Below are 25,757 nucleotides of genomic sequence, written 5' to 3'. Positions count from 1 at the left end.
CGCGCGTGTGCACTCATCAATGCTGAACCGACGCGTGCCTGAACTCTCTGTGAACTTCGCGTCGGTGCGCCGCTATTCGCCGGTCGGCGGCCCGAACCAGCGCCGCAGCGCAGCGCCCAGGGCGGCCTCGTCGGCCGGCCCGAATTCGTCGGCTGCCCAGGCGACATAGCCGTCCGGCCGGATCAGCAGCGCCGCGGCCGGCCGGTCAGCCATGCCCGCGCAGACGGTGTCGACGCGATCCGCCCAGTCGCGCGCCGCGCCCGCGACTCCCGCGCCGAGGTCGAGCAGAACCGGGCGGGCCTCGTGCAGCAGGTCGGCGACCCGCCGGCCGTCGTCGAGCGTCAGATCGGGCACGAGTTGACCCGATAGAGCATGGCCGTCACCCACGTCATAGCGGACATCGGCGCCCGCGAGTAGGGCGGCCATGTGCCGCTGCGTGTCGGGGAAGTTGAACAGTTCGCCCATCAGCGTTCGCAGCGCGCCGACTTCTGGGCCCGGCGCCATGAGGGCGATCTGGGCCAGCGAGTGCATCATCACGCGCCGGCCGACCGGGTGGCGCTCGGACTGGTAGGTGTCGAGCAATCCAATTGGGGCAGTGCCGTTGATCTCGGCCGCCAGCTTCCAGCCCAGGTTCATCGTGTCTTGCAGGCCCAGGTTCAAACCCGGGCCGCCCAGCGGGCTGTGCACGTGCGCGGCGTCCCCGAGCAGCAGGACCCGGCCCTGCCGGTAGCGCTCGACCTGGCGGGTGTTCTGCCCGTTGATCCGTCGAAGGGCATGCGTCCCTCCGTCTTTCGGCTCCTCGAAGGGGATGTCCACGCCCAACACGCGGCGCGCGCTGTCGCGCAGCTCGGTCAGGGTCATGGGTACGTCGGGGACCGGTGGGCCGAATTCGAGCGTCCCGAGTAGTGCCCGGCCCGGCTCGAATTCGGCGTAGATGATCCCGCCCCGGTCAAACCGGTTGTGCCCGAAGGGTAGTAGGCCGAATCCGGGGATCTCGATGCAGCTGTTGGGTCGGCGGAGCTCGTCGGGGATATGGACGTGAGCCAGTCGGCCGATCATCGGGGAGGTGAAACCGGGAAAGTCGATGCCCAGCGTCTTGCGGACCAGGCTGCGCCCGCCGTCGGCGCCGACGGCGTAGTCGGCGGTGACAACGTAGTCCCGTTCGGGAGACGAGACCGTCAGCGCAACGGATTCCGTACCCTGTTCGATGTCGACGAGTGCGTGGCCCCAGCGCAGATCAACCCCCAGGTCGCGGGCGTGCTTTTCCAGCAGCCGCACCAGCCGGGGCTGCTGCATGGGCAAGAGATGCAGCGGATTTTCGGGTACGTCAGAGAAGTTCAGCCCGATGGCCGCGAAAATCCACCCCGGATTGGGACGCGGCGGCGCGTCGTCACCGGTGAAGGCCTGATACAGGCCGCGCATGTCGAGCAGTCGAATGACTTGTCCGACAAGGCCGTTGGCCTTCGGCTCGGAGCTGGGGCCGGGCAGGGCATCGAGCACGACGGGCCGCACGCCGGCCAGCGCGAGCTCGCAGGCCAGCAGCAGCCCGTTGGGCCCGGCTCCGGCGATCACAACGTCGGCTTGTTCGTCAGCCATGGCGTGCCTTCTTTCTGGGAGGCTCGGGTAGCCCCGCGCTGACAGCGGCGAAGCCCTCGCGGATCAGTGCGGTGATGGCCACCGGCGGGTCGGCCCGCACGTAGGCGTCGGCGGCGGCGTCGCCGACCGCGCGCACGACGGACATCACCAATCGTGGATAGAGGTCACGGTCGGGGTCGGTGCCCGTGCGTTCGGCGATCACGTGGAGCAACTCGTCGAACAGGTCGTGTGGCACCGAGTTTCGTACCTGCGGGTGCATGACGAGCTTGCGGACCTCGACAAGCTCTTGGCGGCTGGGCGCGCGGTTCTCGTCGCCGTGCACGTCGCCGAAGTCGGCCTCCAACGGTTCGAGCACCGCATGGGTGAGCGCCGCCCACAGCGGTTCGTCGGCGGGGCGCTGTCGCAGCACCGCAACGCTGCGCCGCATGCGTTCGGCCTGCCGGTAGGCGAGCGCCTCGTATTTGCCGCTGAAGTAGTTGTTGAACGTGCGCAGCGAGACGCCCGCCATGTTCGCGACGTCTTCGCGCGTCACGTTTTCCAGGCCGTTCTCGAAGGCCAGTCGCAACGCGGCGTCGCTGAGCGCGCGCCGGGTGTCGGCCTTCTTGCGCTCGCGGAGTCCGGTCACAGCGACCAACGTACGCCAAACTTGCCTAGTGGGCAATATTTCCTGACGGGCAAGTTTGCGTTGGATGGATCCCCGGGATTCACCCTCGAGGGCACACCCGTCGAACCGCGGCTAGCGGGTTCCCCAATCCCACCGGGGCGTCGTCACCAAAGTCTGGCCGCTGATCCGTGTTTCGCCCCAGTCCTTGTACAGCTCGATCTCGATGGCCCGGCCGTCGGCGGCGTCCGCCGTATCCGCGACCGGCGTCGTGTCCAGGAATTCCAGCAGTGAGCGGGAGTGCGTGACCACGACGACCTGCGTCTGAGCGGCGGTGGTACGGATCAGCGACGCCAGCGGGGCCACCAGGTCGGGGTGCAGCGAGGTTTCCGGTTCGTTGAGCACCATCAGCGAGGGCGGCTGCGGGCTCAGCAGCGCGGCGGCCCACAGCAGGAAACGCAGTGTGCCATCGGACAACTCGGCGGCGCGCAACGCGCGCAGCATGCCGCGCTGCCGCAGCTGGAGGTCGAACAGGCCATCGTGGATAGCCACCGAGACGGTGGCACCGTCGAACGCCTCGGCGACGGCCCGGTTCAGGTCGTCAAATCCCGACTCGAGGATCGTTTGGATCGCGGCGGCGAGGTCGCTGCCGTCGTCGGCCAGCACCGGGGTGCGGGTGCCCACCTGCGGGTGCCGGGCCGGTGCCGCCGCGTCGACGCGGAAGCCGTCGTAGAACCGCCAGCCGCGCAACCGTTCTCGCACGGCCGCCAGCTCCGGCAGCGCGTGCGGGTGGGCGTATTCGGCGAGCACGCTGTGGTAGGACGGCAGGGACCGGGACAGCTCGTCGAAACCGCCGCCGGAGTCCGCACTGGCCTCGGCGAACACACGCGACCGTCGCACCAGTGTCGAGCTGGGCCGCAGCACGGGACCGGCGAACAACAACTCCCGTTTGATCTCCGGGTCGCGGGCGAACACCGACTTCCCGGCCGACTGCGGGATGCCCAGATCCACCAGATAGCCGAAATCGTCTGCGGCGAAGCCCAATTCGAGCGATACCGGCCGGGTACGCACGGTGCCCTGGGCCTTACCGGTGCGCCGGGCGTCGGCCAGCTGCTCGGGCCGGCCCACAGCACCGATTGCAGCCCGCCCTCGCGGGCCAGCGATCCGATCACCTCGCCGCGGCCGCAGTCGGCCAGCAGGCGCAGCGCGCGATACAGCGAGGACTTGCCGGCGCCGTTGGCTCCGGTGATCACCGAAAGACGCCCCAGGGGCAGAATCACCTCGCGCAGCGAGCGATACCCGCGGATCGCGACGGTGTGCAGCATGGGGCCGACTGTACGGTCGGCCACCGACGCGCCCTATTCCTCGTCGCCGTCGTCGATCGCGGCGGCCAGGAGCTGCACCTCCTCGAGGTCCATCTCGTTCTGCAATTCGCGCAACACGATGTCGTCGATCAGGTTCTGGTTGCGCAGCGCGGTGATCTCCCGGCGCTTGTGTTCGAGCACGCCCAGCCGCACCCGCCGGACCTTCTCGCGGCCTTTGAGGATGCGATTGTCTGGAGAGCCGTTTTCGGTGGCCAGGACCAGCGCGGCCTTCTCCTCGTATTCCTTTTGCAGCCGGCGTCTCAGCTCGTCGCTGATGCCGACCTCGTCGGCGACCGTGGGCAGGGCGGCCAGCGCGGCCTGGGAGCCGCGGCAACGCGCCAGTTGCAGTTCCTCGGCGTGGGTGGCGTCCTCGGGCATCTTCGCCCACCGGACCACGGCGGGCAGCGTGCTGCCCTGGACCAGGACGGTCACCAGGATGACGACGACCACGATGAAGATCAGCAGGCTGCGGTCCGGGAACGGGTCGCCGTTCAGCGTCGTGATCGGCACCGCCACCGCCGCGGCGAGCGACACGGCGCCACGGAATCCCGCCCACACCGTGACGAAGCGCTGGCGCCAGTTGATGCGACGTTCGCGCTGCACCTGGCGGCGGTCGATGAGCCGGATCAGCAGCGTGGTGATCTCGCCCCAGAAGATGCGCGAGACGATCACCACGCCGGTCACCACCAGCGCAACGAACAACGCGTGGCGAATGCCGCCGTCGACGCCCGCGATGCCGCGCAGCGCACCCGGGATCTGCACCCCGACGAACACCCACAGCGAGCCGTTGAGCAGGAAGGTCGCGATGTCCCAGAAGGCCGAGGACTGCAGCCGGGAGCGGGCGCGGATCACGACGGGCCCGGCGTAGGCCAGGACCAGGGCCGACACCATCACCGCGACGACACCGCTGCAGTCCATCGACTGCGCCAGCAGGAAGGCCGCGAACGGCGTCACCAGGCTCAGGGCCCCTTCCTCCTGGGGCGCGTCAATTCGCTTGCGCAGCAACGTCACCGCGCCGCCGACCAGCAGCCCGGCCGCGATGCCGCCGAGGTAGGAGCCGATGAACCGGGCGGTCACCTCGGGCGGGCTGATCGCGGCCCCTCCGACCGCGACGTGCACGCTGACGGCGAACAGGACCAGGGCGGTGCCGTCGTTGATCAGGCTCTCGGCCTTGAGCACGGTCAGCGACCGGCGGGGCAGCTTCTTCGCCAGACCGGCGACGGCGGCCGCGTCGGTCGGCGACAGCACCGCGCCCAGCACGCCGGCCGCGTGCGGGTTCATGCCCAGCGCCCGCGCCGTCCACGACACCGCCACCGCGGTGGCGATCACCAGGACGACGCTGAGAAACACGATGATGCGCGCGTTCGCCCGGATCTCGCGAAAGCTGGTGTTCAGGCCCTCCCAGTAGAGGATCGCGGGGAGGAACAGCAGCAACACGACCTCGCCGTTGACGTGTATCTGGCCGAGCTGGGGAACCAGGCCCAGCAGGGCGCCGAGCACGATCAGCAACACCGGGGGACCGACGCGATAGCGCCGGCCGATGACCGTCCCCACGATGACGGTGGACACCAGGGCGACGATCAGTACGAGGCCAAACACCAGCCCATCCTGCCGGACGCGGCGCTCGGCGGCTTCGGCGCCTATCTTCGGTCTGGGTCGAGACCTATTAGGCTCCGGAGCGGAATCGGAAGGGGGATCTGGTGAAAGTCAGGCTGCTGGTAACAGTCGCCGTGCTGATGTTGTCGACGGTGGTGGGCTGCCACTTCGCGTCCAGGAACCCCCCGTCGACCAAAACTCTCCAGGTCCCCATGACCGATGTGCTGACGCAGAGCGAGATCAGTCAGAACGTCACCCTCGCCGTCGGCAACACCCTGGTGGTGGAGTTGGGTTCGAACTACACCACTCCGTACCGGTGGACGCCCGACACCAAGATCGGCGATTCGTCGGTCATCAAGCAGCTCACCCACCAGTTCATCCAGCCCACCTCCGACGCGCTGGGAGCACCGGGCATCGAAGAGTGGACGTTCAGCGCGCTGAAGCCGGGGAGCACCACGATCAGCACGGCCTACACCAGCTTCGTGGGCAAGGACGCCAAACCGGCGTGCACCTACACGCTGGCCGTCACGGTGCAATAGGGCCCCGGCGCTAGCTCTTACGACACCTCGGGCGCCGCAACGACGTCGGCCCCCAGGTGCGCCGCGTAGATCTCGGCGAGGAATTGCTCGACGGCCACTGCGGTGTGCGCGGCGCGAACCGATCCGAAGATGTCGAAAGCGTGTTGGGTGAGCGGTAATTCGGCGTAGACGACGGGCCGGGTGCTGGCTTGCCGGAGTCGCTCGACGAACGTGCGGGCCTGCTCGACGTAGGCCAGCGAGTCGTTAGTGCCGTGCAGGACGAAGAACGGGGGAGCGTCGGCGTGCACGTGGTTGACCGGTGACGCGGCCTCGAAGGTCTGCAGGTGCGTCGAGGGCTTCTGCTTGATGATCGACTTGATCAGCAGCCCCGGCATCATCGGGTGCAGCGTCTTGTCGAACCGGGTGAAGTCGTAGATGCCGTAGAAGGGCACCGCCGCCTGCACCCGGGTGTCGGCGTCTTCGAATCCCGGCTGAAACTGCGGGTCATTCTGCGTCAGCGCGGCCAGCGCCGTCAGGTGGCCGCCGGCCGAGCCGCCGGTGATGACGACGAAGTCGGGGTCGCCACCGTATTCGGCGATGTGCTCTTTGACCCAGGCCAGCGCGCGCTTGACGTCGACGATGTGGTCGGGCCAGGTGTTGCGCGGGCTGTGCCGGTAATTGATGGCCACGCAGATCCAGCCGAGCTCGGCGAGGTGGCTCATCAGCGGATGCGCTTGTCCGCGTTTGTTTCCCGTCGTCCACGCGCCGCCGGGGATCTGGAAGAGCACCGGCGCCTTGCCGGCCGGATCGAGGTCGGGGCGGCGCCAGATGTCCAGGTGGTTGGCGCTGCCGTATTCGCCGTAGCTGATGTCGGAGTCGTGGGCGTAGTCGCGGTAGATGCGCAGCATCCGCAGCAGCCCCGGGGTCTTGGCGGTGCCGCCGCCGGCCGGGCGGCGCCACAGGTTTGCCGACTCGGTGAGCCGGTCGTCTCCCAGCCCGCTGTCCAGCGCCTCGGCCAGGGGGACATTGGCCCGATGGCCCGCGCGGCTGAGGTTGAGCAGGCCCACTGTTGAGAGGCCGGCGACAACCCACGCGATGATCCGCACGGGCCGGGTCAGGCGGCGCCCCGTCAGAGCCAGTCCGCCGAGCTGGGTCAGCAGGGTTTGCAGCGGTAATTCGGTGACGACGAGCCCGAACATCCACGCGTACAGCGAGGGGAATCCGCCGCGCGCCAGCGGCCGGTAGGCGTTGAGGGTGGATGCCGCGGTGACGGCGCTGACCGCCAACGACCCGATCTGCCGGATGACGTGGATGATTCGAGCTGTCCGCATTGCCTCACCTTACGAAACGGGTCGAGGACCCCCGGATCCGCTAGCTGTACTGCTAGCGCATGCGCTAGCGGATTTGGGAAGGACACATTGGTCTGGAGAGAGGTGCGGCGGTGTGGATATGTGACTCGCGAAACCGCTAGCGCCCGTGCTACCAACCCGGCGTGAATCACTACACCTACCGCGTCGCCTGGTCGCCGTACCACGGCCAATACGTCGGCTCTTGCCTCGAGCTGCCCTTCATGCGGCGGGAAGCGCCGACCGCGCAAGAGGCCATCGAGGAGGTCGAGACGGCCGTCGACCGCCACGTCGAAATCATGCTGAGCGACGGCGACACACCACCGACCCCGATGGCGGACCGCAACTACAGCGGCACGATCGTGATCAGGACGTCCCCGGAGCTGCACAGCCGCCTGGCCGTCGAGGCCGCCGAACAGCACGTCTCGATGAACCAGTGGGTGGTTCAGAAGCTTGCGGGACGACGGCCCAGCGATACGTTCGGGCTCTCCGGCTGGGACTAGCGGCGGCTACGACGCCTCGGCCCGGCTTTCCAGCGCCTTGACCGGGGCGGGGTCGTTCTCGGTCAGCCCGACCTTCGCCGCGCCGCCGGGCGAGCCCAGCTCGGTGAAGAAATCGGCGTTGATCTGCAGGTATTGGCTGTGCTCGTCCGGCAGGTCGTCCTCGTAGAAGATGGACTCGACCGGGCACACCGGCTCGCAGGCACCGCAGTCGACGCATTCGTCGGGGTGGATGTAGAGCATCCGGGCGCCCTCGTAGATGCAGTCGACGGGGCATTCCTCGATGCACGCCTTGTCTTTGATGTCGACACAGGGCTCGGCGATCACGTAGGCCACGAGTGTTGTCCTTCCTTCTGGCTATCGGGGTCAGCCGGCCGCGGGCCGTCAAAACACGGTCTGGCTGGCTAATTTAGCGCGAGGACGCCCGAGCGGGCTACCGGCCTCTTGGTTGAAGCGATGTGTCCCATCGTTGCGGCTCGCGCGGGGCGTGAGTAGAGGTTTGGCGTTGTGGTGTCACAAGCTATAGTTGTGTCACACGATTTGATTGTGAGCTGCCGCCCATGCCCCTCAGCCCCCGATTGCCCGAACTCTCCTCGTTCGAGGCGTTTTTGGCGATCGCCGAGACCGGCAGCCTGGGCCGCGCCGCGCGCGAGCTCGGCCTGACCCAGCAGGCGATATCGCGGCGGCTCGCCACCATGGAGGCCCAGATCGGCGTCACGCTGGCCGTCCGGACGACGCGCGGCTCGCAACTGACGCCCGCCGGCCTGATCGTCGCGGACTGGGCGACCCGGTTGCTCGAGGTGGCGGGCGAGATCGACGCGGGCCTGGGTTCGCTGCGAAAGGAAGGCCGCGAACGCGTCCGGGTGGCGGCCAGCCAGACGATCTCCGAACAGCTCATGCCGCATTGGCTGCTCTCCCTGCAGGCCGAGGCGACGCGGCGCGGCGACACCGCCCCGCAGGTGATCCTGACCGCCACCAACAGCGACCACGCCATCGCGTCGGTCCGCGACGGCAGCGCCGACCTCGGGTTCGTCGAAAACCCCGGCACGCCAAAAGGTTTGGGAAGCTGCGTGGTGGGGGAGGACGAGCTGGTGATCGTGGTGCCGCCCAACCACAAGTGGGCCCGACGCGGCCGGGTGGTGACCGCGCGCGAACTCGCGCAGACGCCGCTGGTGGCCCGCGAACTCCATTCGGGCATCCGCGATTCGCTGACGGTGGCGCTGCGCAAGGTGCTCGGCGAGGACATGCAACAGGCCCCGCCCGTACTGGAACTGACCTCCGCGGCGGCGATGCGCGCCGCGGTGCTCGCCGGCGCGGGGCCCGCGACCATGAGCAGGCTGGCCGTCGCGGACGACCTGGCGTTCGGCCGGCTGCACGCGGTGGAGATCCCGAAGTTGGACCTGCGGCGCAAGTTTCGGGCCATCTGGATCGGCGGGCGCACCCCGCCGGCCGGAGCGATCCGCGACCTGGTCAGTCACATCCTCAGCACGGCGGCCAAAGGCTAGGCGGCGGCGTCCTCGGCGAGCGCCTCGTCGTAGCGGTCCAGCACGGTCTCGGCCACCAGCCGGTGTGCGCCCAGCGGCGCCGCCATCGGAATCCCGTTGTCGCGGGCGAAGTTTGATACCCCGTCGGTGATGAAGCCCGGCGCCAAGAACCACGGTGCGATGACCAGGCGGCGGGCGCCACGGCGGCGTAACTGGTCGGCGGCGCGGGCCACGGAGGCCTCGGGCCGGGTGGCGAACGCCGTTGTCACCCCGGCCCATCGGGTGCCGGCGGCCAGCCTGGTGGTCACCTTCGCGGTGCGCGCGTTGGCGGCGAGGTTCGACGAGCCGATGGCGACGACCATCACGCCGAGATCGTCGTCGAGTTCCGAAACCCCGGCCTCGGCGAGTCGTTCGCGCAGCACCGATACCAGCCGCTCGTCTTCGCCGAGCACGTCGGCCTGCCGGATGCCGTGGGCGCCGGCGTCGGCGATCTGCTGGGGGATGTCCAGGCGCGCGTGATAGGCGCTGGCCAGCAGCAACGGGGCGACCACCGCGCGGCGGGCATCCGGCAGCCCGGCCAGCACGTCGACGAAGTTCGGGGCGTTGAGCTCGAGGAACGCCAGCCGCACGTCGAGGTCGGGCCGCATCAGCGCCAGCCGGTCGGCCACGGCCTCGGCGTTGGCGCCCGACCGGGGGTCGCGGCTGCCGTGCGCGGTGAGTACGAGTGTGTTCATCTCGGCCTCAGCGCAGCTCTTCCTCGTCGGCGCGCAGCGCCCAGGCGGCGAACGTCTCGCCGTCCTCGCGTCCGTCGAGGTACTTGCGCGTCACGCGGTCGATGTAGTCGCCCAGTTCGGCGCTGGTGACCTTGTGCTGGCGCAACTTTCGGCCGAAGCCGCTCTGCTCGCCCAGGCCGCCGCCGAGGTGCACCTGGAAGCCCTCGACCGAGTTGCCGTCGCCGTCGTCGATCCACTGGCCCTTGAATCCGATGTCGGCTACCTGGATTCGCGCGCACGAGTTCGGGCATCCGTTGAGGTGCACGCTGATCGGCAGGTTGAGTTTGGAGTCGACGTCGGCCAGCCGCTGTTCCAGCTCGGGCACCAAAGTCTGTGCGCGAACCCGGGTTTCGGCGAACGACAGCTTGCAGTACTCAATTCCGGTGCACGCCATGGTGTTCTTGCGCCACGACGACGGCCGCGACGGCAGGCCCAGCGCCTCCAGGCCCGCGACCAGCTCGTCGACCTTGTCGTCGGCGACGTCGAGGATGACCAGCTTCTGGAACGGGGTCCACCGCGCCCGGTCGGAGCCGGCCTTCTCCATCAGGTCGGCCACCGCCGACAGGACGGTGCCCGATACCCGCCCGACGATCGGCGCGACGCCGACGGCGTTGAGGCCGTTCTTGATCCGCTGCACCCCCACGTGGTCGATGGTGTGCTTGACCGGCGCGGGCGCCGGTCCATCGATCAGCCGACGGTTCAGGTACTCGGTTTCCAGGACCTCACGGAACTTTTCGACGCCCCAGTCCTTGACCAGGAACTTCAGCCGGGCCTTGGCGCGCAGCCGGCGGTAGCCGTAGTCGCGGAACAGCTGGGTTACGCCCTCCCAGACGTCGGCGACCTCGTCCAGCGGCACCCACACTCCCAGCCGCTGGGCCAGCATCGGGTTGGTCGACAGGCCGCCGCCCACCCACAGGTCCAGGCCGGGGCCGTGCTCGGGGTGGTTGACGCCGACGAACGCGATGTCATGCGTCTCGTGGGAGACGTCCTGCAGGCCGGAGACCGCGGTCTTGTACTTGCGGGGCAGGTTGGCGTATTCGGGGTTGTTCAGCGAGCGCCGGACGATCTCGTCGATCGCGGGCGACGCGTCGAGAACCTCGTCGAGCGAGTCGCCGGCCAGCGGCGAACCGTGGATGCCGCGGGGGCAGTCACCGCAGGCCTCGGTGGTCTGCAGGCCCACGGACTCGAGTCGGCGCCAGATCTCGGGGACGTCCTCGATGCGGACCCAGTGCAGCTGCAGGTTTTCCCGGTCGCTGATGTCGGCGGTGTCGCGGGCGAATTCGGTCGAGATCTGGCCCAGGGTGCGCATCGTGTGCGCGGTCATCGCCCTGCCGTCGGAGCGGACCCGCATCATGAAGTACTTGGCTTCGATCTTGTCGGTGTTCTCGTCGCCGGTCCAGCTGCCGTCGTAGCCCTGCTCACGCTGGGTGTACAGGCCCATCCAGCGGAACCGCCCACGCAGGTCGTCCTTGGCGATGCTGTCGAAGCCCTGCTTGGAATAGATGTTGATGATGCGGTCGCGCACGTTGAGCGGCGCGTCGTCGCTCTTGAACTGTTCGGCGTGGTTGAGCGGCTCGCGATCGCCCAGCGCCCACTGACCGTCGTTGCGGGTCTTGACGGGACGTGCGGTGGTCATGTGATGTCTCCTTCGCGAACATTCCTCTGTCGGCCCCGGGGCGGGCTGCCGGGCCGCGGCATCGCGATGATGTTGGGTCTATAGGCACCCGCGGGGTTCGTCGTTGGACCCACGGGTCGCGATTTCCATGGTGCACCCCATATGGCGGCGTCAGTAGAGGTCATGTGTTGTGAAGGCACAACGCGGCGTTGTGTGCGCTGCTTCACGTCTTTGTCTTGGCGGCCAGAGTGATTGGGCCGGGCGCCTCTCGGATTCGCAGTAGTGTGGCCGTTTATGAGCTCCTCCGACGTCCACGATGTGATCGTTATTGGTTCGGGTCCTGCTGGGTATACCGCGGCGTTGTATGCGGCGCGGGCGCAGTTGGCGCCGGTGGTGTTTGAGGGGACGTCGTTTGGTGGGGCGTTGATGACGACGACCGAGGTGGAGAATTTTCCGGGGTTTCGTGAGGGGATCACGGGTCCGGAGTTGATGGATCAGATGCGTGAGCAGGCGTTGCGGTTCGGGGCGGATCTGCGGATGGAAGACGTGGAGTCGGTGTCGTTGCAGGGTCGGGTCAAAACGGTGACCACGGCTGAGGGTGAGACGGTGCGGGCGCGGTCGGTGATTTTGGCGATGGGGGCTGCGGCGCGGTATTTGGGGGTGCCGGGTGAGCAGGAGTTGCTGGGCCGTGGGGTGTCTTCGTGTGCGACCTGTGATGGGTTCTTTTTCAAGGATCAAGACATTGCGGTGATCGGGGGTGGGGATTCGGCGATGGAGGAGGCCACGTTTTTGACCCGGTTTGCCCGCAGTGTGACGTTGGTGCATCGCCGGCAGGAGTTTCGGGCGTCGCGGATCATGCTGGAGCGCGCCAGGGCCAACGAGAAGATCACGATTGTGACGAATAAGGCGGTCGAGGCGGTCGAGGGTGAGGCGACCGTGACGGGGGTGCGGTTGCGCGACACGGTCACCGGGAAGGTGTCGACGTTGGCGGTCAGCGGGGTGTTCGTGGCGATCGGGCATGACCCGCGTTCGGAGTTGGTGCGCGAGGTGCTCGAGAGCGATCCCGAGGGGTATGTGTTGGTGCGCGGGCGCACCACGGCTACGTCGATTGATGGGGTGTTCGCCGCGGGAGACTTGGTGGATCGCACCTATCGTCAGGCCGTCACCGCCGCCGGCAGCGGCTGCGCGGCCGCCATCGACGCCGAACGCTGGCTCGCCGACCACGAAGAAACCGACGTGGACGCCTCGGTCACACCGGCAATCGGCCGAGAGCCGTTGCGCAGCTGAGCTTTAGACGGGAAGTTCGGCGGAAGTCGTTCGGCGGCCGCCGAGTTGGGCCGAAAGCCGCGAGTACCCGTGGAGGTTGATCAGCCCCCGTCGCTGCGGGGGAGCGGTGAGGCGCAGGTCGGGGAAGCTTTCGAAGAGCGCGCGCAGCGCGGTGGCGCCCTCGATGCGGGCCAGGGCGGCACCGAGGCAGGCGTGGATGCCGGATGCGAACGCCAGGTGGTCGCGGGCGTTGGGCCGGGTGATGTCGAATCTGGTTGGGTCCGTGAAGATCTTGGGGTCGCGGTTGGCGCCGCCGAGGAACAGGCCGACCATGTCGCCGCCTGCGATGCGGGCTCCGGCGATTTCCACGTCGCACGTCGGGGTGCGCGCGGTCATTTGAACGGGGCTGGCGAGCCGCAGGATCTCCTCGACGGCGCCCGGCCACAGGTCCGGATTGGCGTGTAGCAGCGCCAATTGGTCGGGGTGCTGCAGCAGCAGGACGATGCCGTTGCCGATCAGGTTCACCGTCGTCTCGAAGCCCGCGCCGACGATCAGCGCGGCGTTGGCGGTCAGCTCGCGGTCGGTCAGCGAGCCGTCGGCGGCCATCCGGCCGAACGGGTTGTCACTGCGCGGGTCGGCGCGCAGCGTGTGGAAGTGCTCCAGCAGGTAGTCGTCGACGCCCCGCAGGCCGTCGATGGAGTCGCGGTAGGTCCGCCAGTCGATGCCGATGTCGAGCAGCGGAGAGCCGCTGCGGCCCCACCCCAGCATGCGGGAGTACGAATCGGGCGGCAGGCCAAGGATTTCGGCGATGATCGCGACCGGCAATTGCATCGCGAAGTCGGCGATCAGATCGGGCTGCGGCGTGGTGGCGATGCGTTCGATCAACTCCATGGTCACCTCGACCACCCGGGTGTCCAGCGACTCGATGGCGCGCGGGGTGAAACTCTGGGCCACCAGGTGCCGGTAGCGGGTGTGATCGGGCGGATCCACGATCACCATGGCCGGCGGTTCGACCGGGTTCGCCACGCCCGGATCGGTTTTCGCGATGAGCTTCTTCAGCGGCCCTGGTAGTTCCATCTCGGTGGGCGAGGTGACGCCAAAGCGCTTGTCGCGCAGAATCTGTCGGCACACCGCATGGTCGACGCTGGCCCACACGAACGGTGAGCGCACCACCGGTCCGCGCGCCCTGATCTGCTCCATCAGCGCGTAGCGCTCCTCGCCCGAGGTGTTACTGCGCAGCAGCCGGGCCAGCGGGTCGCCGCGGCGGGCCTGAACGGCGAAGTAGGCCCGCGGCACACCGTGCATGGCCGCCCACCGGGCCCTGAGTCCGACTCGCATAACGATTCCTCCCGAACGGCGACCCGCGAGCGATACGTGCGATACAATGAGACCCTCAATGTCTCACAAGCTTCGATCGCTACGATACGACGACCGCGACGAACGGGCAAGGAGGGATCGATGACGACGACGCGAACTGCGGAGTTCGTCAGGCGCCTCACCGAACCCGATCCCGTCGTTCTCGCCCAGGTGGTCAACCCCGACGAGATCACCGCCCGCATCCTGGCCGCCACCATCGAGCAGGCCGAACACGTCGGCATGCGCCGCATCACGATGGAGGACGTCGCGCGGCGCAGCGGAGTCGGCCGCGCCACCCTCTACCGGAGGTTCCCGACCAAGGCCGCGCTCGTCGACGCCGTCGTGCTGGCCGAGGCGCGCCGCTTCCTCGAGGGCGACGCGCAGGCCTGGGCGCGCGGCGCGACGTTCGAGGAGCGCATGGTCTCCAGCACGGTGTTCTCGGTGACGTTCATGCGCGAGCACGCTCTGCTCAAGAAGCTGCTGCGCGCCGAGCCCGAGACGATCCTGCCCAGCCTGACCATCGACGCGGGCGCCATTCTCGATTACGCGATCGAGCACACCGTGGGGCTGTTGCGCGCCGAGCTGTACGGCGCGTCGAAAACCACTGCGGCCCAAGAGCGTCACCTGCGCACCGTCGCGGAGCTGCACACCCGGCTTACGTTGTCGTTCATCGTGACTCCGCACACCAGCATCAACCTGGCGACCATCGATGACACCCGCGAGTACGTGCGCAACTATCTGATGCCGATGGTCACGGGGCCGAGCTGATACGGCGTTCGTGAGTTACAGGCGCCACTTGCGCCTCTCCGTCAGACGGCACATCTTTTGCCCGCCTCATAGCGACAAATCGGGGCGGTTGCGGGCGCGACTACGAGCCCGAGCTAGTAAACACCACGTCGGGGTTGAGGATGCCCGCCGGGTCGAAGCTCGCCTTGATGCGGCGCATCAGGTCGACCTTCACCGGGTCCTCGAGCTCCACGAAGTACGGGGCCTTGGCGCGGCCCAGGCCGTGCTCGCCGGAGATCGCCCCGCCCAATTCCATTGCCAGCGCGAAGATGTCGGTCAGCAGCTTGGTCCGGATGGCCGGGTCCGGGCAGAAGATGGCCAGGTGCACGTTGCCGTCGCCGGCATGCCCGCAGCCCGCCGCGGCGGCACCGGCCGCCGCCGCCAGGCCGCGCGCACCGGAGAGGAACTTCGGCATCGCGCCGCGCGGCACGACGGTGTCGATGAGGTCGTCGGCGTTGAGCGCCTTGAGCGTCCAGAACGCCTTCTCGCGCGCCTCGATGAGCTTGCGCGCCGACCCGCCCTCGAGCACGTAGGCGTCCACCGCGCCCAGCTCGGCGAGCAGCTCACCGGCCGTCTCGACGTCCTCGTCCAGCCGGTCCGCAGTCCGGTTCTCAAGCGCCACAACCAGATACGCCTGACAGCTGTCGCGGATGTCGTCGGGCACGCCGAGCTCCAGGTTCTGGGTGTGCACCAGCGCGGCCATCGTCACGCTGTCGACGTACTCCAAAATGTAGGGCGCTAGGCCGCTGATCAGGATCTTGGGCACCGCCGCCATCACCTGGTCGAAGTCGGCGAACGGGGCCAGCACGGTGGCGCTGTGGTCGAGGCGCGGATGCAGCTTGACGGTCACCTCGGTGGCCAGCGCCAGGGTGCCCTCGGAGCCGACGATCAGCTGGGTCAGATCGTAGCCGGTGGAGACCTTGGCGATCTTGCCGCCGGTGCGAATCAGCTCACCGGTGGGCAGCGCGGCCTGCAGCCCGAGCACGTTGTTGCGGGCGATGCCGTACTTGACCGCGCGCATGCCGCCGGCGTTGGTGCCGACGTTGCCGCCGACGCTGGACGACAGCTCGCCGGGGTGCACCATGTACCGCAGGCCGGTGCCGGCGGTCGCGTCGTCGAGTTCGGCGAGCGTCACCCCGGGTTGGACGACGGCGACCTGGTTGGCGACGTCGACCTCCAGCACCGCGTTCATCCGCTCGAACGAGACGAGCAGCCCGTCGGCGCGGGGGATCGCCGCGCCCGACAAGCCGGTGCCCGAGCCGCGCGCCGTCACCGGCACCCCGTTTTCCGTGGCGACCTTGAGCAGCCGCGCGACGTCGTCGGCGCTCGCCGGCTTGGCCAGGTACGCCGGTTTCTGCGGCGGCTTGGTCAGCACCTCGTCGTGGGCGTAGTCGTCGGAGATGGCGTCGCCCGTCAGCAGGTTGTGCTCGCCGACGATCGTCGCGAACTGCGCCGTCATGTCGGTCATCGAAGGCCTCACCTTCTTACGCGCCAGACAATTACTGTATCGGTGCCGCGAATGGCGGCGGGGAGGAAAGTCGGGTGCGCTGCCGCTAGGGTGGGTCTGGCGCAGTTTCGCGCGGGCCGGTTGGTGATGCAGGTTTGCGCCGGCCGCCGGACAATAGTGGCCATCAGTGGTGTCTCGGGGTAGCGACACGCGTGAGGCTCCGCACGTTATGCCGACGCCCGATTCGGGAACCCGCGGGCTGGACTGCGTTTTAAGAAAGGATTGCTCAGTGACCTCCTCGTCCCGCGGTTCGCGGCTCGGTACCCGGTTCGGGCCGTACGAGCTGCGATCGGTGATCGGCACCGGGGCGATGGGCGAGGTCTACCGCGCGTACGACACGGTTAAGGACCGGATGGTCGCGCTCAAGCTGTTACGTGGCGAGACGGCCGCGGACCCTGGCTTCCAGCAACGCCTTTGGCGCGAGTGCCGCAAGGTGACGCGGCTGCAGGAGCCGCACGTCCTGCCGCTGCATGACTTCGGCGAGATCGACGGGGTGCCCTTCATCGACATGCACCTGGTCGACGACGGGGGCAGCCTCAAGGACCTGCTGCGCGAGCAGGGTGGGCTGGAACCGTCGCGTGCGGCGTCGATCACCGCGCAGGTGGCGCGCGCCCTCGACGCCGCGCACGCCGCCGGGCTGGTGCACCTCGACGTCAAACCCGAGAACATCCTGCTGACGCACGACCACTTCACCTACCTGGCCGACTTCGGCATCGCCCAGGCCGCCGGCGACGAGAAACTGTCGCGCACCTACATGGCGCCCGAGCGATTCACCACCGGCCGCATCGGGCCGCAGACCGACATCTATTCGCTGGCGTGCGTGCTCTACGAGTGCCTCACCGGCCAGCCGCCGTTCGAGGGCGAGGACGCGGGGGAGCTGAGGCGCGAGCACCTGCTGGCGCCGGCGCCCCGGCCGAGCATCATGCGCCGCGGCGTGGGCCGGGAGTACGACGACATCATCACCCGGGGCATGGCCAAACAGGGCGCCGCGCGGTTCGGTTCCGCGGGTGAACTCGCCCGCGCCGCCAGCGAGGCGGTCTTCGCCGCGTACGAGCCGGTCCCGGTTGCCGCCGGCCGAAGCGGGCCCCCGCCCCGGACGCGCCCGCTGCCGACCGTCTCCCTCCCCGAACTCGATGAGCCCGCCGACCGCCCCGGGCCGCCTCCCGCGCGCACGTGGCACTGGCCGTCGGTCGGCCGCACGCCGCTGATCGTGACCGCGGTGGCGGTGGTGGTGTTGATCGCCGGGGTGGTGTTGTCGATGAATCTGGTTGGCGGCACTCATCACAACGCGTCGGCGCCGTCCCAGACGTTGAAGGCGGCGCCCCCGCCCGCGTCGACGACTCCGCCGCCACCGTTGACGCCGACGCTCTCACGTCCGGTGAAAGGCGCCGACGGGTTAGGGTTCGTCGGCGAGACGGCGCGGTGCGACCCGGGCAATCCGCCGGCCGCCGTGCTGCGGACCGCGAAGTCGCTGGCGGTGGTGTGCAAAAACCTCAGCGGCACTTACTATTACCGCGGCGAGCGGATCCGCGACGGCGCCCACCTCGAGCTGTCCAACGCCGAGCAGGTCGAGGACGGATTCGACGTCACCAACCCGGTCGATGGGGTGGTCTACGAGGTGCGTCCCTACCGGTTGCGGATCATCAGCTTCGGGCACGTCGACTCGTCCGAACCGGTGCTGCAGTTCGCGACGGCGTCGTAATCGCTACCGGCGCAGTGGTTCTCAGTGTGGCCGCCCTGGGGTTGGTCCCACGGGCCAGTTACGAGTTTCCGACCATAAAGTGATTCCCAAACGTGCTAGCGGATGCGCTGGCACGTTTGAAGCTTGTTGGTCCGGCGCCGGCGCGCGCGTAACGCCGCGGACGCAAGGTGATCAGCTTATGCCGGCGCTTCAGCGGGCCGGAGCATCCGCCCGCTGATGAGCGCCGACAGCCATCCGGGCGCGAATCGTGTGCCCGTCACCATCATCCGGTCGCGCACGCCGGGCACGACCACCGCGCGGCCGCGGTCGAGACCGCGCAACCCGGCGGCCACGACGGGCCCGGGTGCGGCGAGGTGCCTATAGGCCGCGGTGTGCGAGACGTCCGACCCGAGCGCGTCGACGAACCCGGTCTGGGTGGGCCCGGGGCAGAGCGCGGTCACGGTGACACCGGAGCCGCGGGTCTCGGCCCACAACGCCTGACTCAGCGACAGCACGAACGCCTTCGAGGCGCCATAGGTGGCTTGATAGGTGCCGGGCTGAAAGGCGATGACGGAGGCCACATTCAAGATGCCGCCGCGGCCGCGGGCCAGCATCCCGGGCAGGACCGCGTGAGTCAGGCGGACCGGTGCGGTGACGTTGACAGCGACCAGTTCGCGTTCGCGATCGGCCTCGATTTCGGCGAACGGGCCGTAGGTGCCGAAGCCCGCGTTGTTGACCAGGAGGTCGATCACCCGTCCGTTCAGCCGGGCGATCAGGTCCTCGACACCGTCGTCGGTGCCAAGGTCGCCCACGACCAGCTCAACCTCGGCACTCTGTCCGATCCGTTGCTTGACGGCCTCGAGGCGGGAATGGTTCCGCCCGGCCAACACCAACGAGAAACCCCGCTGCGCCAGTTGTTCGGCGAAGATCGCGCCCAGTCCAGAGCTGGCGCCGGTGACCACTGCCGTGTTCTTCATGACTCTTCCTTGCGAGTAGTGCTGGTTCTCAACGGCTTTGCTTGCCGCGCGGTATCGACACGGCGTGGCTGACGAGTCCGATTCCCGCGCCGAGGATGGGCCAGATCGGCCAGAAGTAGGTGGCGTTCGTCGTCAGCGCGACGGCCGCCCAGACGGTGAGCACGATGACGCACATGGCGAGGTACGCGACGAGGTGGGCGCGCATTCCGCGACGCGCCGCGGCCAGGCGGGCGGCGCGGCGGCGGGGGTCGTGGCGCCGGATGCGATCGAGCGGCAGGCCGGCGAGCAGTTCGCGCAACTCGTCGGCGGTCTGCGTCTGGAACACCGTCTGCAGCCGTCGGTCGTACTCGTCGATCGGCAGGTAGCCCTGCGCGAGCGCCTGACCGAGCAGGTCGGCCGTCTTCTCCCGGTCGCGGGTGCCGGCGAGCGCTGATGTGGTGTCAAGCAGATTCGTCATGTCGTCTCCTTGGTCGCCGATGTGAATCGCCTTAACATATACCTCGATGTTAATCTCGTCAACATGGCAGTGAAGCGGGCGGCCGCGCCGCGGCGGCAGAGCTATCACCACGGCGACCTCAAACGGGCGCTGACCAGCGCGGCGCTGTCGCTGGTGGCGGAGAAGGGGCCGAAAGGGTTCACCCTCACCGAGGCGGCGCGCCGCGCCGGGGTCAGCGCCGCGGCGCCGTACCGGCACTTCGCCGACAAGGCCGAGCTGCTGGCCGCCGTCGCCGAACAGGGATTCCTCGATCTGCACGCCGCGCTGGCCGCGGCGGCCGATCGGGTATCTGATCCCCGGGAGCGGGTCGTCGAGCTCGGCCGCGTGTATGTGCGATGGGCCGTCGCCCATCCCGATCACTATCAGGTGATGTTCGGGGCGGAGTCACTGAAGCCGGAGCAACCGGGCGTCGCGGTGGCCGGCTTGGCGGCGTTCGGCGACCTACTCGACGCGATCACGCGGTGCCAGGCGGCGGGCATCGCCGGCGGCCGGGATCCGCGCGAGATCGCCGGGCCGCTGTGGTCGCTGGTGCACGGCGTCGCGTCGCTGGCCATCGGTGGCCATCTTCAGGCCGTCGGCATCACCCAAGCGCCCGACGACCTGGTGACGGGCGTTGTGGCTCAAGTGCTTTGAGCGATCACCACGGCCGCGGCGTGTCCCGGCTGGCGCCGGAGGTGAAGGTGACCGGGAGCTTGCCCAGCCCGGTCATGCTTGGGTTGCCGAGGTATTGGTGGACGTTGTCGACGTCGACCTGGTAGTCGGGGATGCGGTCGAGGACGGCCTTGACCATCACGGCCGACATCAGCCGGGCCAGGTGCGAGCCGATGCAGCGATGCGGGCCCAGCCCGAACGCGACGTGACGGTTGGGTGCGCGATCGAGGATGATCTCGTCGGGCCGGTCGAATTCGTTTTCGTCGTGGTTGGCCGAGAGCCAGCTGATGACGACGCGGTCGTTCTTCTTGAGGCATTGGCCGCCGAGGACGACGTCGTGAGTGACTGTGCGACTGAGGGTTTGGTTGACCGAGAAGTAGCGCAGGAATTCGTCGGTGGCGGTGCGGTAGAGCTCGGGGTGGTCGATGAGTTGCTGCCTGAGCTCGGGGTGGGTGCCCAGGTGTTGGAGGGTGAGCGCGGTTTGTGAGGTGGTGGTGTCGACGCCGCCGCCGATGAGGTTCCAGAGGATATTGAGCAGCTGTTCGTCGGTGAGGCGGTGGCCGTCGAATTCGAATTGAATCAGGAAGCTGGTCAGGTCTTCTCGCGCGTCGGCTCTTCGGTTGGCCGCGAACTCGAGGACCTCTTGCATCATGGCGGGCACTTTGGCGATCGCACTGGCGTACTCGTCGCTGTCCTGCGGGACGGCCATGACGGAGTGAAAAAGGTTGGCGTACAGGTGCCAGTTGTCGTAGGGCAGGCCCATCAACTTCATGGTCAGGATGGCCGGGACCGGGCTGGCGTAGTCGAGCACCACGTCCATCTGTCCGTCGGCGATGCGCTGGTCGAGGAACCAGTGTGCGGATTGCTCCATGAAGGGCTTGAGTTTTTCGACGGCGCCGGGGGAGAAGAACGGCGCCAGGGCATGCCGTAGGGCTTGGTGGTAGGGGCCGTCGACCTCGCCGATGCCCAGGGCCGGCTGACCGTCGGGGCGCGGGACGCCCATCTCGCCCTGGTAGTCGACGCCATCTTCGGCGTTGGGTTCGTATTTGTGGGCGAACGTGTCGCCGTCGCGGGCGGTGTGGCTGACGGCGTCGTAGCTGCTGAGGTACCAGAAGCCGTCGTAGTTCTCGTTCCACGCGACCGGACATCGTTGCCGCAGTTCGGCATTGACGGCCAGCTCGTTGAGGTTGAACGCGTCGGAATGATGGTCGAAATCGACCGTGGCGTCGCGGCGGACCTTCGGGCGTGTGACCATCGACAAGCTCTCCCACGGAAGCGTCTGCTTAGCTGGCGGCCTATTGGCTTATCTTTGCATTATTACGCTCTTGGGTCGTGTGGTGAAGCGTCATCGAAGGTCGGTAGGGATCGCGTCGTTAAGGGCCTGACTTGCTGCGGAGGTTGTGTTGAGTAGTCATCGAACGGTTTTCAATCACGTTGGGTTATGCGTCACCGACCGCCAGCGGTCGCGCCGGTTCTACGAGGGCCTGCTGGGGTTCCAGTTCTGGTGGGAACTCGACCCGCCCGATGGCGCGACATCTCAGCTGGTGGGGTTGCCCGAGCCGCTCGGCGTGCACGCGACCTATCTGGTGCGGGATGGGTTCGTGCTCGAGCTCATGGACTACTCGAAGCGTCAGGTTCATGCCGGCTCGGAGCGGGTGATGGATCAGATCGGGCTGACGCACATCTCGTTCTCGGTGTCCGATCTTCCCGGAGTGTTGGCTCGGGTGGCGGAGTTCGGGGGAGCGGTGGTCGACGGGTCAGTGTCGGCCGGTGCGGCGATGATTCGGGATCCGGATGGGCAGCTGTTGGAGTTGCTTTCCGACGGGTGGTTGGCGGCGTTGCCGGCGAGGCCGTAGGGGCTGGTTGTCAATCTAGCTGAAGCCCTACGAACCTCTCAGAGGTTCGGTACGGTAGCGACTCATGCGCGCAAGAGGCCGTACACGATGCCGCAACGGCGGTCAAAGACGGTGATTCATGAGATCGGCTCTGCGTATGAGCGCGAACTCACGGAGTCGAAACAAGCACCAACGAAGGGGCAGGAACCGTGGCGAGCGAGGAGATCAGAAAAGGAAGCTGGGATCCTAGCCGGGTTCTGTACGCGTTGGGCAGAATCGGCTATAGCGCCGCCGCCGCGGTACTTGACATCGTCGACAATGCAATATCAAACAACGCGACCCACGCGGCCGTGAAGTTTGAACTGATCAACCTTTCCGAAGGCAAGCCCGGACGACCAAGAGCAATCGTTAATAAGATTCTCATTGCCGATAACGGCACGGGTATGGATTCGGAGGGGTTGGATAACGCCCTAACGCTAGGATCTTCCCCCGATCTCTATTCGCCGAAGAGCTTGTCGAAATTCGGCATGGGTCTCAAGTCGGCCTCTGCATCTCTAGGCCAACGGCTCACTATAGTGTCACGTTCTCAGGGTTCGGCACTAGCTGCTGTGCTCGATCACGAACAGGTAAGGGAAAAAGGCGAATTCATCTATTTAGTACGCAAAGCAAGCCCGGACGAATTAGCAATACTCGATGAGGTTGCAGCTGGAGGAAACGGAACTCTAGTAATTATCGATAAAATTCATAAGGATAGCTCAGAGTCGCCTGCACAAATAAAGCGAGAACTGTCTGAACAGGCGGGTGTCGTCTACTATTACGCACTATCTGGCGATGCTAGCCAAGGAATTCAAAAGGTGGGGCTCACTTTAGACGGTGAGGAGGTCCAGCCTCGGGACCCACTATACGAAGCCGAGGCAGAGAAGAACGGAAATCTTGACGATGAGAGTGAATGGACCGGCTTGGATGTCAGATACTTGCAAAGGCGTCAAGCATTCCAACTCGATGACACCGGCTCGACATTCGCGCATGTGACAATCACGCAATTACCCCATCCGCCTTCCGTGGCCGATGCAAATGTTAGTAGTCAGGCAGAGGCGCGGCGCAAGTATGACATCGGCGCTGGAAACTATGGTTTTTATGTCTATCGCAACGGCCGGTTAATTGAGTGGGCTAGTAGTTTGGGTGGAAAGATTCATCAAGATCAAGACTTATATGCATTTCGCGGTCGAATCGAAATTAGCGATGATGCCGACGAAGTCTTAAACATCAATGTTTCGAAGAACCGGATTATTCTCTCAGACATAGCCTCTGAACAGCTAAATCCCATAATCTCGGAAGGTGTCAAGAAGAGCCGTCTGGCATGGGGTGCGGCAAAACGGCGTATGCAACAAAAGCTGGGAGAGTCGCCTCATGACGATATTAACTCGGAGCTAAATGAGATCGAAGAACTGGGTAGTGATTCGGACAAGCTCGACGAAGAAGCCGCACCTGCGCCGGAGCGGGACGAGTTACGAGAGCGCCGTGAGCGGACGACGAAAGAAAATGAAGCGTCTGACGCTGAACGCGAACGGCTGAAAAAAGATGGGCAGCGTGTACAGTATGTGTCTGCGCTGGACAATAACCAGCTTTGGCAACGTGCACACGATCCTGATCTGGGGATTATTGTAAGAGTAAATTCTTTGCATCGGTTCGTGCGTGACCTCATCGAATCTCTTCCAGAAAACGCGGCTTTAGCAAAAATTATTGATGTTTTTTTCTTTGGCCTCGCTCGAGGAGAATATTCATTGGTATATAAGACACAGTTTGAACAACTCATGGCCGAGAAGATCATGACTGAATACCGAGAGCGTGTCGGTGCCGAGCTAAGCGAAATTGTTCGCCAGTTGAATATTTCTTCGATTGTCAGTGGCGACTGAATGGATGTTTAATGCGTTTGAAATTGGTGATTGTACAATCGCTGACCATCATGGATGGATTTATGTTATCCACGCGATAGATTGGCGAGTGTTATACGTAGGCCAAACATATTCATCAGGCGGAGCGCTAGCGCGGCTGTCCCAGCACCTGTCCCACGGCGAGTCCGCCACCTTTCGTCAGCGGCTTTGTGCGGTCAGACGGTACGAGACCATCGAAATAGGCGCAGTGAAATTCTCTGCATGGATGCTATCGGGGATACGTAAATTCAGTCAGCAAGAATATCGTGAAGCTGTCGAGTGGAATATACAGAACGCTTTCCTAAATCATCTAGCGGCAAATTCTAAGGCAATATCTGTTATTTCACGAGTTCGAGCTAATGGCTACGTCGGCGATCCGGATGTGTCGGCAGAAGTAGTGAAAATTAAGCAAGCCTTACCGAGTTGCATTAGCTAAGCGTAACTGACCCCACGAATGTTCGGACTCGACCATATGGCTGCCGTGTCGCGGTTGTGCGGATATGGGTGGCTTTCGGCTAGCTGTAAATTTCACCAGCAGATGCGGCTCGCAGCGACGTAGTACTTCGCGAGCCTCAAGCTCGCATGTGTGTGACCGCGGACGTGACGACCCCCTCGCCTCGGCCCGCGAGGAAATCTTGCCACGGCTTGTCAGACCCCTGTGGCAGCGTGTGCGGCTGCCCGCGTGGCGCCCAATATTTTGATGCTAAACGAATAGGATCGGAGCGATGGTCTACCTCGATTACAACGCTTCAACACCGGTTGACCAGCGCATCCTTCCGGCGGTGGTGGATGCGCACGCAGTTTTTGGTAACCCTGCCAGCTCGCATCACAGCGCCGGTCAAGCTGCGGCGGAGCTTATCGAGGAAGCGCGGAGTCGAGTTGCGTCGCTTGTACGCCGACCATCGCAACACGTGGTCTTTACGAGCGGGGCCTCTGAAGCGGCGACACTGGGTTTGGTCGGTGCGATGTTGGGTGCTTCCGAGCGTCCAAACGTCGTGATCGGAGCCACTGAACACAAAGCAATCATTGCGGCTGCTGAGCTTGGGGCACGTCTCGTCGGGGGCGAGGTGCGGCGCGTAGACGTCGGCCCGGACGGAATTATTGACCTCCAAAAGCTTTCGGAGCTCGTCGACGGATCCGTCGGAGTAGTTGCAGTGATGGCGGCCAACAATGAGACGGGCGTCTTGGGTCCCGTTTTGGAGGTCGGGCGGGTTGCAGCCTTGGCGGGGTCCCTTTTTTTCGTCGATGCGACTCAACTTGTGGGGAAAGCCTCTCTCGCAGTTACTGCCGAAACGGCTGACCTCATGATCTTTAGTAGCCACAAGATTTACGGCCCGAAAGGCGCTGGCGCACTGATAGCAAGCCGTCAGGTACAGAAGTCGATTGTGCCTATCGTGCCGGGTGGTGGGCAGGAGCGGGGCATCCGTGGTGGCACCCAGAACACACCGTCGATTGTCGGATTTGGCCTTGCCGCGGAGCTAGTCATGAAGGAACAGCCGAACGACGCGGCGCGAATACATCAGCTGGCAAGCGACCTATTTGCTGCTCTATGCGACGACATTCCTGGCGTCGAACTGAACGGCAGTGACTCGCAACGGCTTTCGAACACCTTAAATCTTCGGTTTATTGGGGCAGACGCTGAAGCGGTGATGGCCTCGATGCCCGACGTGATGGTGTCTTCTGGAAGTGCATGCCAGTCGGCTGTGACTTCGCCGTCCCATGTCCTTCTTGCGATGGGAATGACAAGCGCTGCGGCTGCCGAGTCGCTTCGTATATCACTGGGCCGGCCGACGACATGCGAGGAGATCAATGTTTCGGCCAGTGCTATCGCGACCGCGGTGTCGCGCGTCCGCGACATGACGGCAGCGTAGGAGG

23 protein-coding genes and 1 pseudogene are annotated in these 25,757 nt (G+C 66.1%); 11 read left to right on the top strand and 13 right to left on the bottom strand.

The window, feature by feature from the left end:
- Positions 1 to 72 precede the first annotated feature (72 nt).
- The 4 genes and pseudogenes from B9D87_RS08765 to B9D87_RS08750 form a co-directional block, all read right to left on the bottom strand.
- Complete coding sequence (locus B9D87_RS08765) at positions 73 to 1,596, bottom strand: FAD-dependent monooxygenase (RefSeq protein ID WP_007770494.1); 1,524 nt, start codon at positions 1,594 to 1,596, stop codon at positions 73 to 75.
- The gene (locus tag B9D87_RS08760; RefSeq protein ID WP_007770496.1) at positions 1,589 to 2,221 is read right to left on the bottom strand and encodes a TetR/AcrR family transcriptional regulator; all 633 of its coding nucleotides are present in this window, start codon (positions 2,219 to 2,221) and stop codon (positions 1,589 to 1,591) included. The genes B9D87_RS08765 and B9D87_RS08760 overlap by 8 nt, the downstream gene beginning before the upstream one ends.
- Before the next feature lie 111 nt (positions 2,222 to 2,332).
- Positions 2,333 to 3,522 (bottom strand): annotated as a pseudogene (locus B9D87_RS08755) (AAA family ATPase).
- A gap of 33 nt (positions 3,523 to 3,555) precedes the next feature.
- Positions 3,556 to 5,160: a Na+/H+ antiporter gene (locus B9D87_RS08750; protein ID WP_007770499.1), complete on the bottom strand. Its 1,605-nt coding sequence runs from the start codon at positions 5,158 to 5,160 to the stop codon at positions 3,556 to 3,558.
- A 101-nt stretch (positions 5,161 to 5,261) separates the two neighbouring features.
- Between B9D87_RS08750 and B9D87_RS08745 the strand changes: the two genes are divergently transcribed.
- Complete coding sequence (locus B9D87_RS08745; RefSeq protein ID WP_007770501.1) at positions 5,262 to 5,696, top strand: protease inhibitor I42 family protein; 435 nt, start codon at positions 5,262 to 5,264, stop codon at positions 5,694 to 5,696.
- 17 nt (positions 5,697 to 5,713) lie between these two features.
- On the opposite strand, the gene B9D87_RS08740 is transcribed toward B9D87_RS08745, so the two are convergent.
- A complete protein-coding gene (locus B9D87_RS08740; protein ID WP_007770502.1) occupies positions 5,714 to 7,006 on the bottom strand; it encodes an alpha/beta hydrolase in 1,293 nt (430 codons plus the stop codon).
- Positions 7,007 to 7,167: 161 nt separating this feature from the next.
- Here B9D87_RS08740 and B9D87_RS08735 point away from each other — a divergent pair, with 161 nt between their 5' ends.
- Positions 7,168 to 7,524 (top strand): type II toxin-antitoxin system HicB family antitoxin, encoded by a 357-nt coding sequence (locus tag B9D87_RS08735; protein WP_007770503.1) that lies wholly within the window; start codon positions 7,168 to 7,170, stop codon positions 7,522 to 7,524.
- A gap of 6 nt (positions 7,525 to 7,530) precedes the next feature.
- On the opposite strand, the gene fdxA is transcribed toward B9D87_RS08735, so the two are convergent.
- A complete protein-coding gene (fdxA, locus tag B9D87_RS08730; RefSeq protein ID WP_007770504.1) occupies positions 7,531 to 7,857 on the bottom strand; it encodes a ferredoxin in 327 nt (108 codons plus the stop codon).
- 224 nt (positions 7,858 to 8,081) lie between these two features.
- On the opposite strand from fdxA, the gene B9D87_RS08725 reads away from it, so the two are divergent.
- Positions 8,082 to 9,026, top strand: a complete 945-nt coding sequence (locus B9D87_RS08725) for a LysR family transcriptional regulator (protein ID WP_007770505.1) — start codon at positions 8,082 to 8,084, stop codon at positions 9,024 to 9,026.
- Here B9D87_RS08725 and B9D87_RS08720 read toward each other — a convergent pair.
- Both B9D87_RS08720 and B9D87_RS08715 read right to left on the bottom strand, forming a co-directional pair.
- Complete coding sequence (locus B9D87_RS08720) at positions 9,023 to 9,739, bottom strand: sirohydrochlorin chelatase (RefSeq protein ID WP_007770506.1); 717 nt, start codon at positions 9,737 to 9,739, stop codon at positions 9,023 to 9,025. The two genes, B9D87_RS08725 and B9D87_RS08720, sit on opposite strands and share 4 nt — an antisense overlap.
- 7 nt (positions 9,740 to 9,746) lie before the next feature.
- Positions 9,747 to 11,414: a nitrite/sulfite reductase gene (locus B9D87_RS08715; RefSeq protein WP_007770507.1), complete on the bottom strand. Its 1,668-nt coding sequence runs from the start codon at positions 11,412 to 11,414 to the stop codon at positions 9,747 to 9,749.
- A gap of 273 nt (positions 11,415 to 11,687) precedes the next feature.
- Between B9D87_RS08715 and trxB the strand changes: the two genes are divergently transcribed.
- Positions 11,688 to 12,680 carry a thioredoxin-disulfide reductase gene (gene trxB, locus B9D87_RS08710; protein WP_040630182.1) on the top strand — a complete coding sequence of 331 codons (993 nt, stop codon included), beginning with the start codon at positions 11,688 to 11,690 and terminating at the stop codon, positions 12,678 to 12,680.
- 3 nt (positions 12,681 to 12,683) lie between these two features.
- Here the strand turns inward: trxB and B9D87_RS08705 are convergent, their stop codons facing one another.
- Positions 12,684 to 13,997, bottom strand: coding sequence for a cytochrome P450 (locus B9D87_RS08705; RefSeq protein WP_007770510.1), 1,314 nt, complete (start codon positions 13,995 to 13,997; stop codon positions 12,684 to 12,686).
- A 120-nt stretch (positions 13,998 to 14,117) separates the two neighbouring features.
- On the opposite strand from B9D87_RS08705, the gene B9D87_RS08700 reads away from it, so the two are divergent.
- Positions 14,118 to 14,783 carry a TetR/AcrR family transcriptional regulator gene (locus tag B9D87_RS08700; RefSeq protein WP_007770512.1) on the top strand — a complete coding sequence of 222 codons (666 nt, stop codon included), beginning with the start codon at positions 14,118 to 14,120 and terminating at the stop codon, positions 14,781 to 14,783.
- Positions 14,784 to 14,883: 100 nt separating this feature from the next.
- On the opposite strand, the gene B9D87_RS08695 is transcribed toward B9D87_RS08700, so the two are convergent.
- Entirely contained in the window at positions 14,884 to 16,269 is a 1,386-nt protein-coding gene (locus B9D87_RS08695; protein WP_007770514.1) for an FAD-binding oxidoreductase, read from the bottom strand.
- Between the two features lie 268 nt (positions 16,270 to 16,537).
- Here B9D87_RS08695 and B9D87_RS08690 point away from each other — a divergent pair, with 268 nt between their 5' ends.
- Positions 16,538 to 18,010, top strand: coding sequence for a serine/threonine-protein kinase (locus tag B9D87_RS08690; RefSeq protein WP_007770516.1), 1,473 nt, complete (start codon positions 16,538 to 16,540; stop codon positions 18,008 to 18,010).
- Between the two features lie 176 nt (positions 18,011 to 18,186).
- On the opposite strand, the gene B9D87_RS08685 is transcribed toward B9D87_RS08690, so the two are convergent.
- Positions 18,187 to 18,966, bottom strand: a complete 780-nt coding sequence (locus tag B9D87_RS08685) for an SDR family NAD(P)-dependent oxidoreductase (RefSeq protein WP_007770518.1) — start codon at positions 18,964 to 18,966, stop codon at positions 18,187 to 18,189.
- 28 nt (positions 18,967 to 18,994) lie between these two features.
- Positions 18,995 to 19,423 (bottom strand): DUF1707 domain-containing protein, encoded by a 429-nt coding sequence (locus tag B9D87_RS08680; RefSeq protein WP_007770520.1) that lies wholly within the window; start codon positions 19,421 to 19,423, stop codon positions 18,995 to 18,997.
- Positions 19,424 to 19,486: 63 nt separating this feature from the next.
- On the opposite strand from B9D87_RS08680, the gene B9D87_RS08675 reads away from it, so the two are divergent.
- A complete protein-coding gene (locus B9D87_RS08675) occupies positions 19,487 to 20,095 on the top strand; it encodes a TetR/AcrR family transcriptional regulator (protein ID WP_415623651.1) in 609 nt (202 codons plus the stop codon).
- Between the two features lie 4 nt (positions 20,096 to 20,099).
- Here B9D87_RS08675 and B9D87_RS08670 read toward each other — a convergent pair whose 3' ends face one another.
- On the bottom strand, positions 20,100 to 21,368 hold the full coding sequence (locus B9D87_RS08670; RefSeq protein WP_007770523.1) for a cytochrome P450: 1,269 nt from the start codon (positions 21,366 to 21,368) through the stop codon (positions 20,100 to 20,102).
- Positions 21,369 to 21,516: 148 nt separating this feature from the next.
- On the opposite strand from B9D87_RS08670, the gene B9D87_RS08665 reads away from it, so the two are divergent.
- The 4 genes from B9D87_RS08665 (at position 21,517) to B9D87_RS08655 (ending at position 25,753) form a co-directional block, all read left to right on the top strand.
- On the top strand, positions 21,517 to 21,969 hold the full coding sequence (locus B9D87_RS08665; protein ID WP_040630185.1) for a VOC family protein: 453 nt from the start codon (positions 21,517 to 21,519) through the stop codon (positions 21,967 to 21,969).
- Between the two features lie 188 nt (positions 21,970 to 22,157).
- Positions 22,158 to 23,864 (top strand): ATP-binding protein, encoded by a 1,707-nt coding sequence (locus tag B9D87_RS08660; RefSeq protein ID WP_085382802.1) that lies wholly within the window; start codon positions 22,158 to 22,160, stop codon positions 23,862 to 23,864.
- A 4-nt stretch (positions 23,865 to 23,868) separates the two neighbouring features.
- Positions 23,869 to 24,318, top strand: coding sequence for a GIY-YIG nuclease family protein (locus B9D87_RS27810; protein WP_367648970.1), 450 nt, complete (start codon positions 23,869 to 23,871; stop codon positions 24,316 to 24,318).
- Between the two features lie 289 nt (positions 24,319 to 24,607).
- On the top strand, positions 24,608 to 25,753 hold the full coding sequence (locus tag B9D87_RS08655) for a cysteine desulfurase family protein (RefSeq protein WP_040629754.1): 1,146 nt from the start codon (positions 24,608 to 24,610) through the stop codon (positions 25,751 to 25,753).
- Positions 25,754 to 25,757: the final 4 nt, after the last annotated feature.

Origin of the sequence: Mycobacterium colombiense CECT 3035 (assembly GCF_002105755.1) — a bacterium.
In the GTDB taxonomy this organism is placed as follows: Bacteria; Actinomycetota; Actinomycetes; order Mycobacteriales; family Mycobacteriaceae; genus Mycobacterium; species Mycobacterium colombiense.
This window is presented reverse-complemented; position numbering and strand designations above follow the sequence as displayed.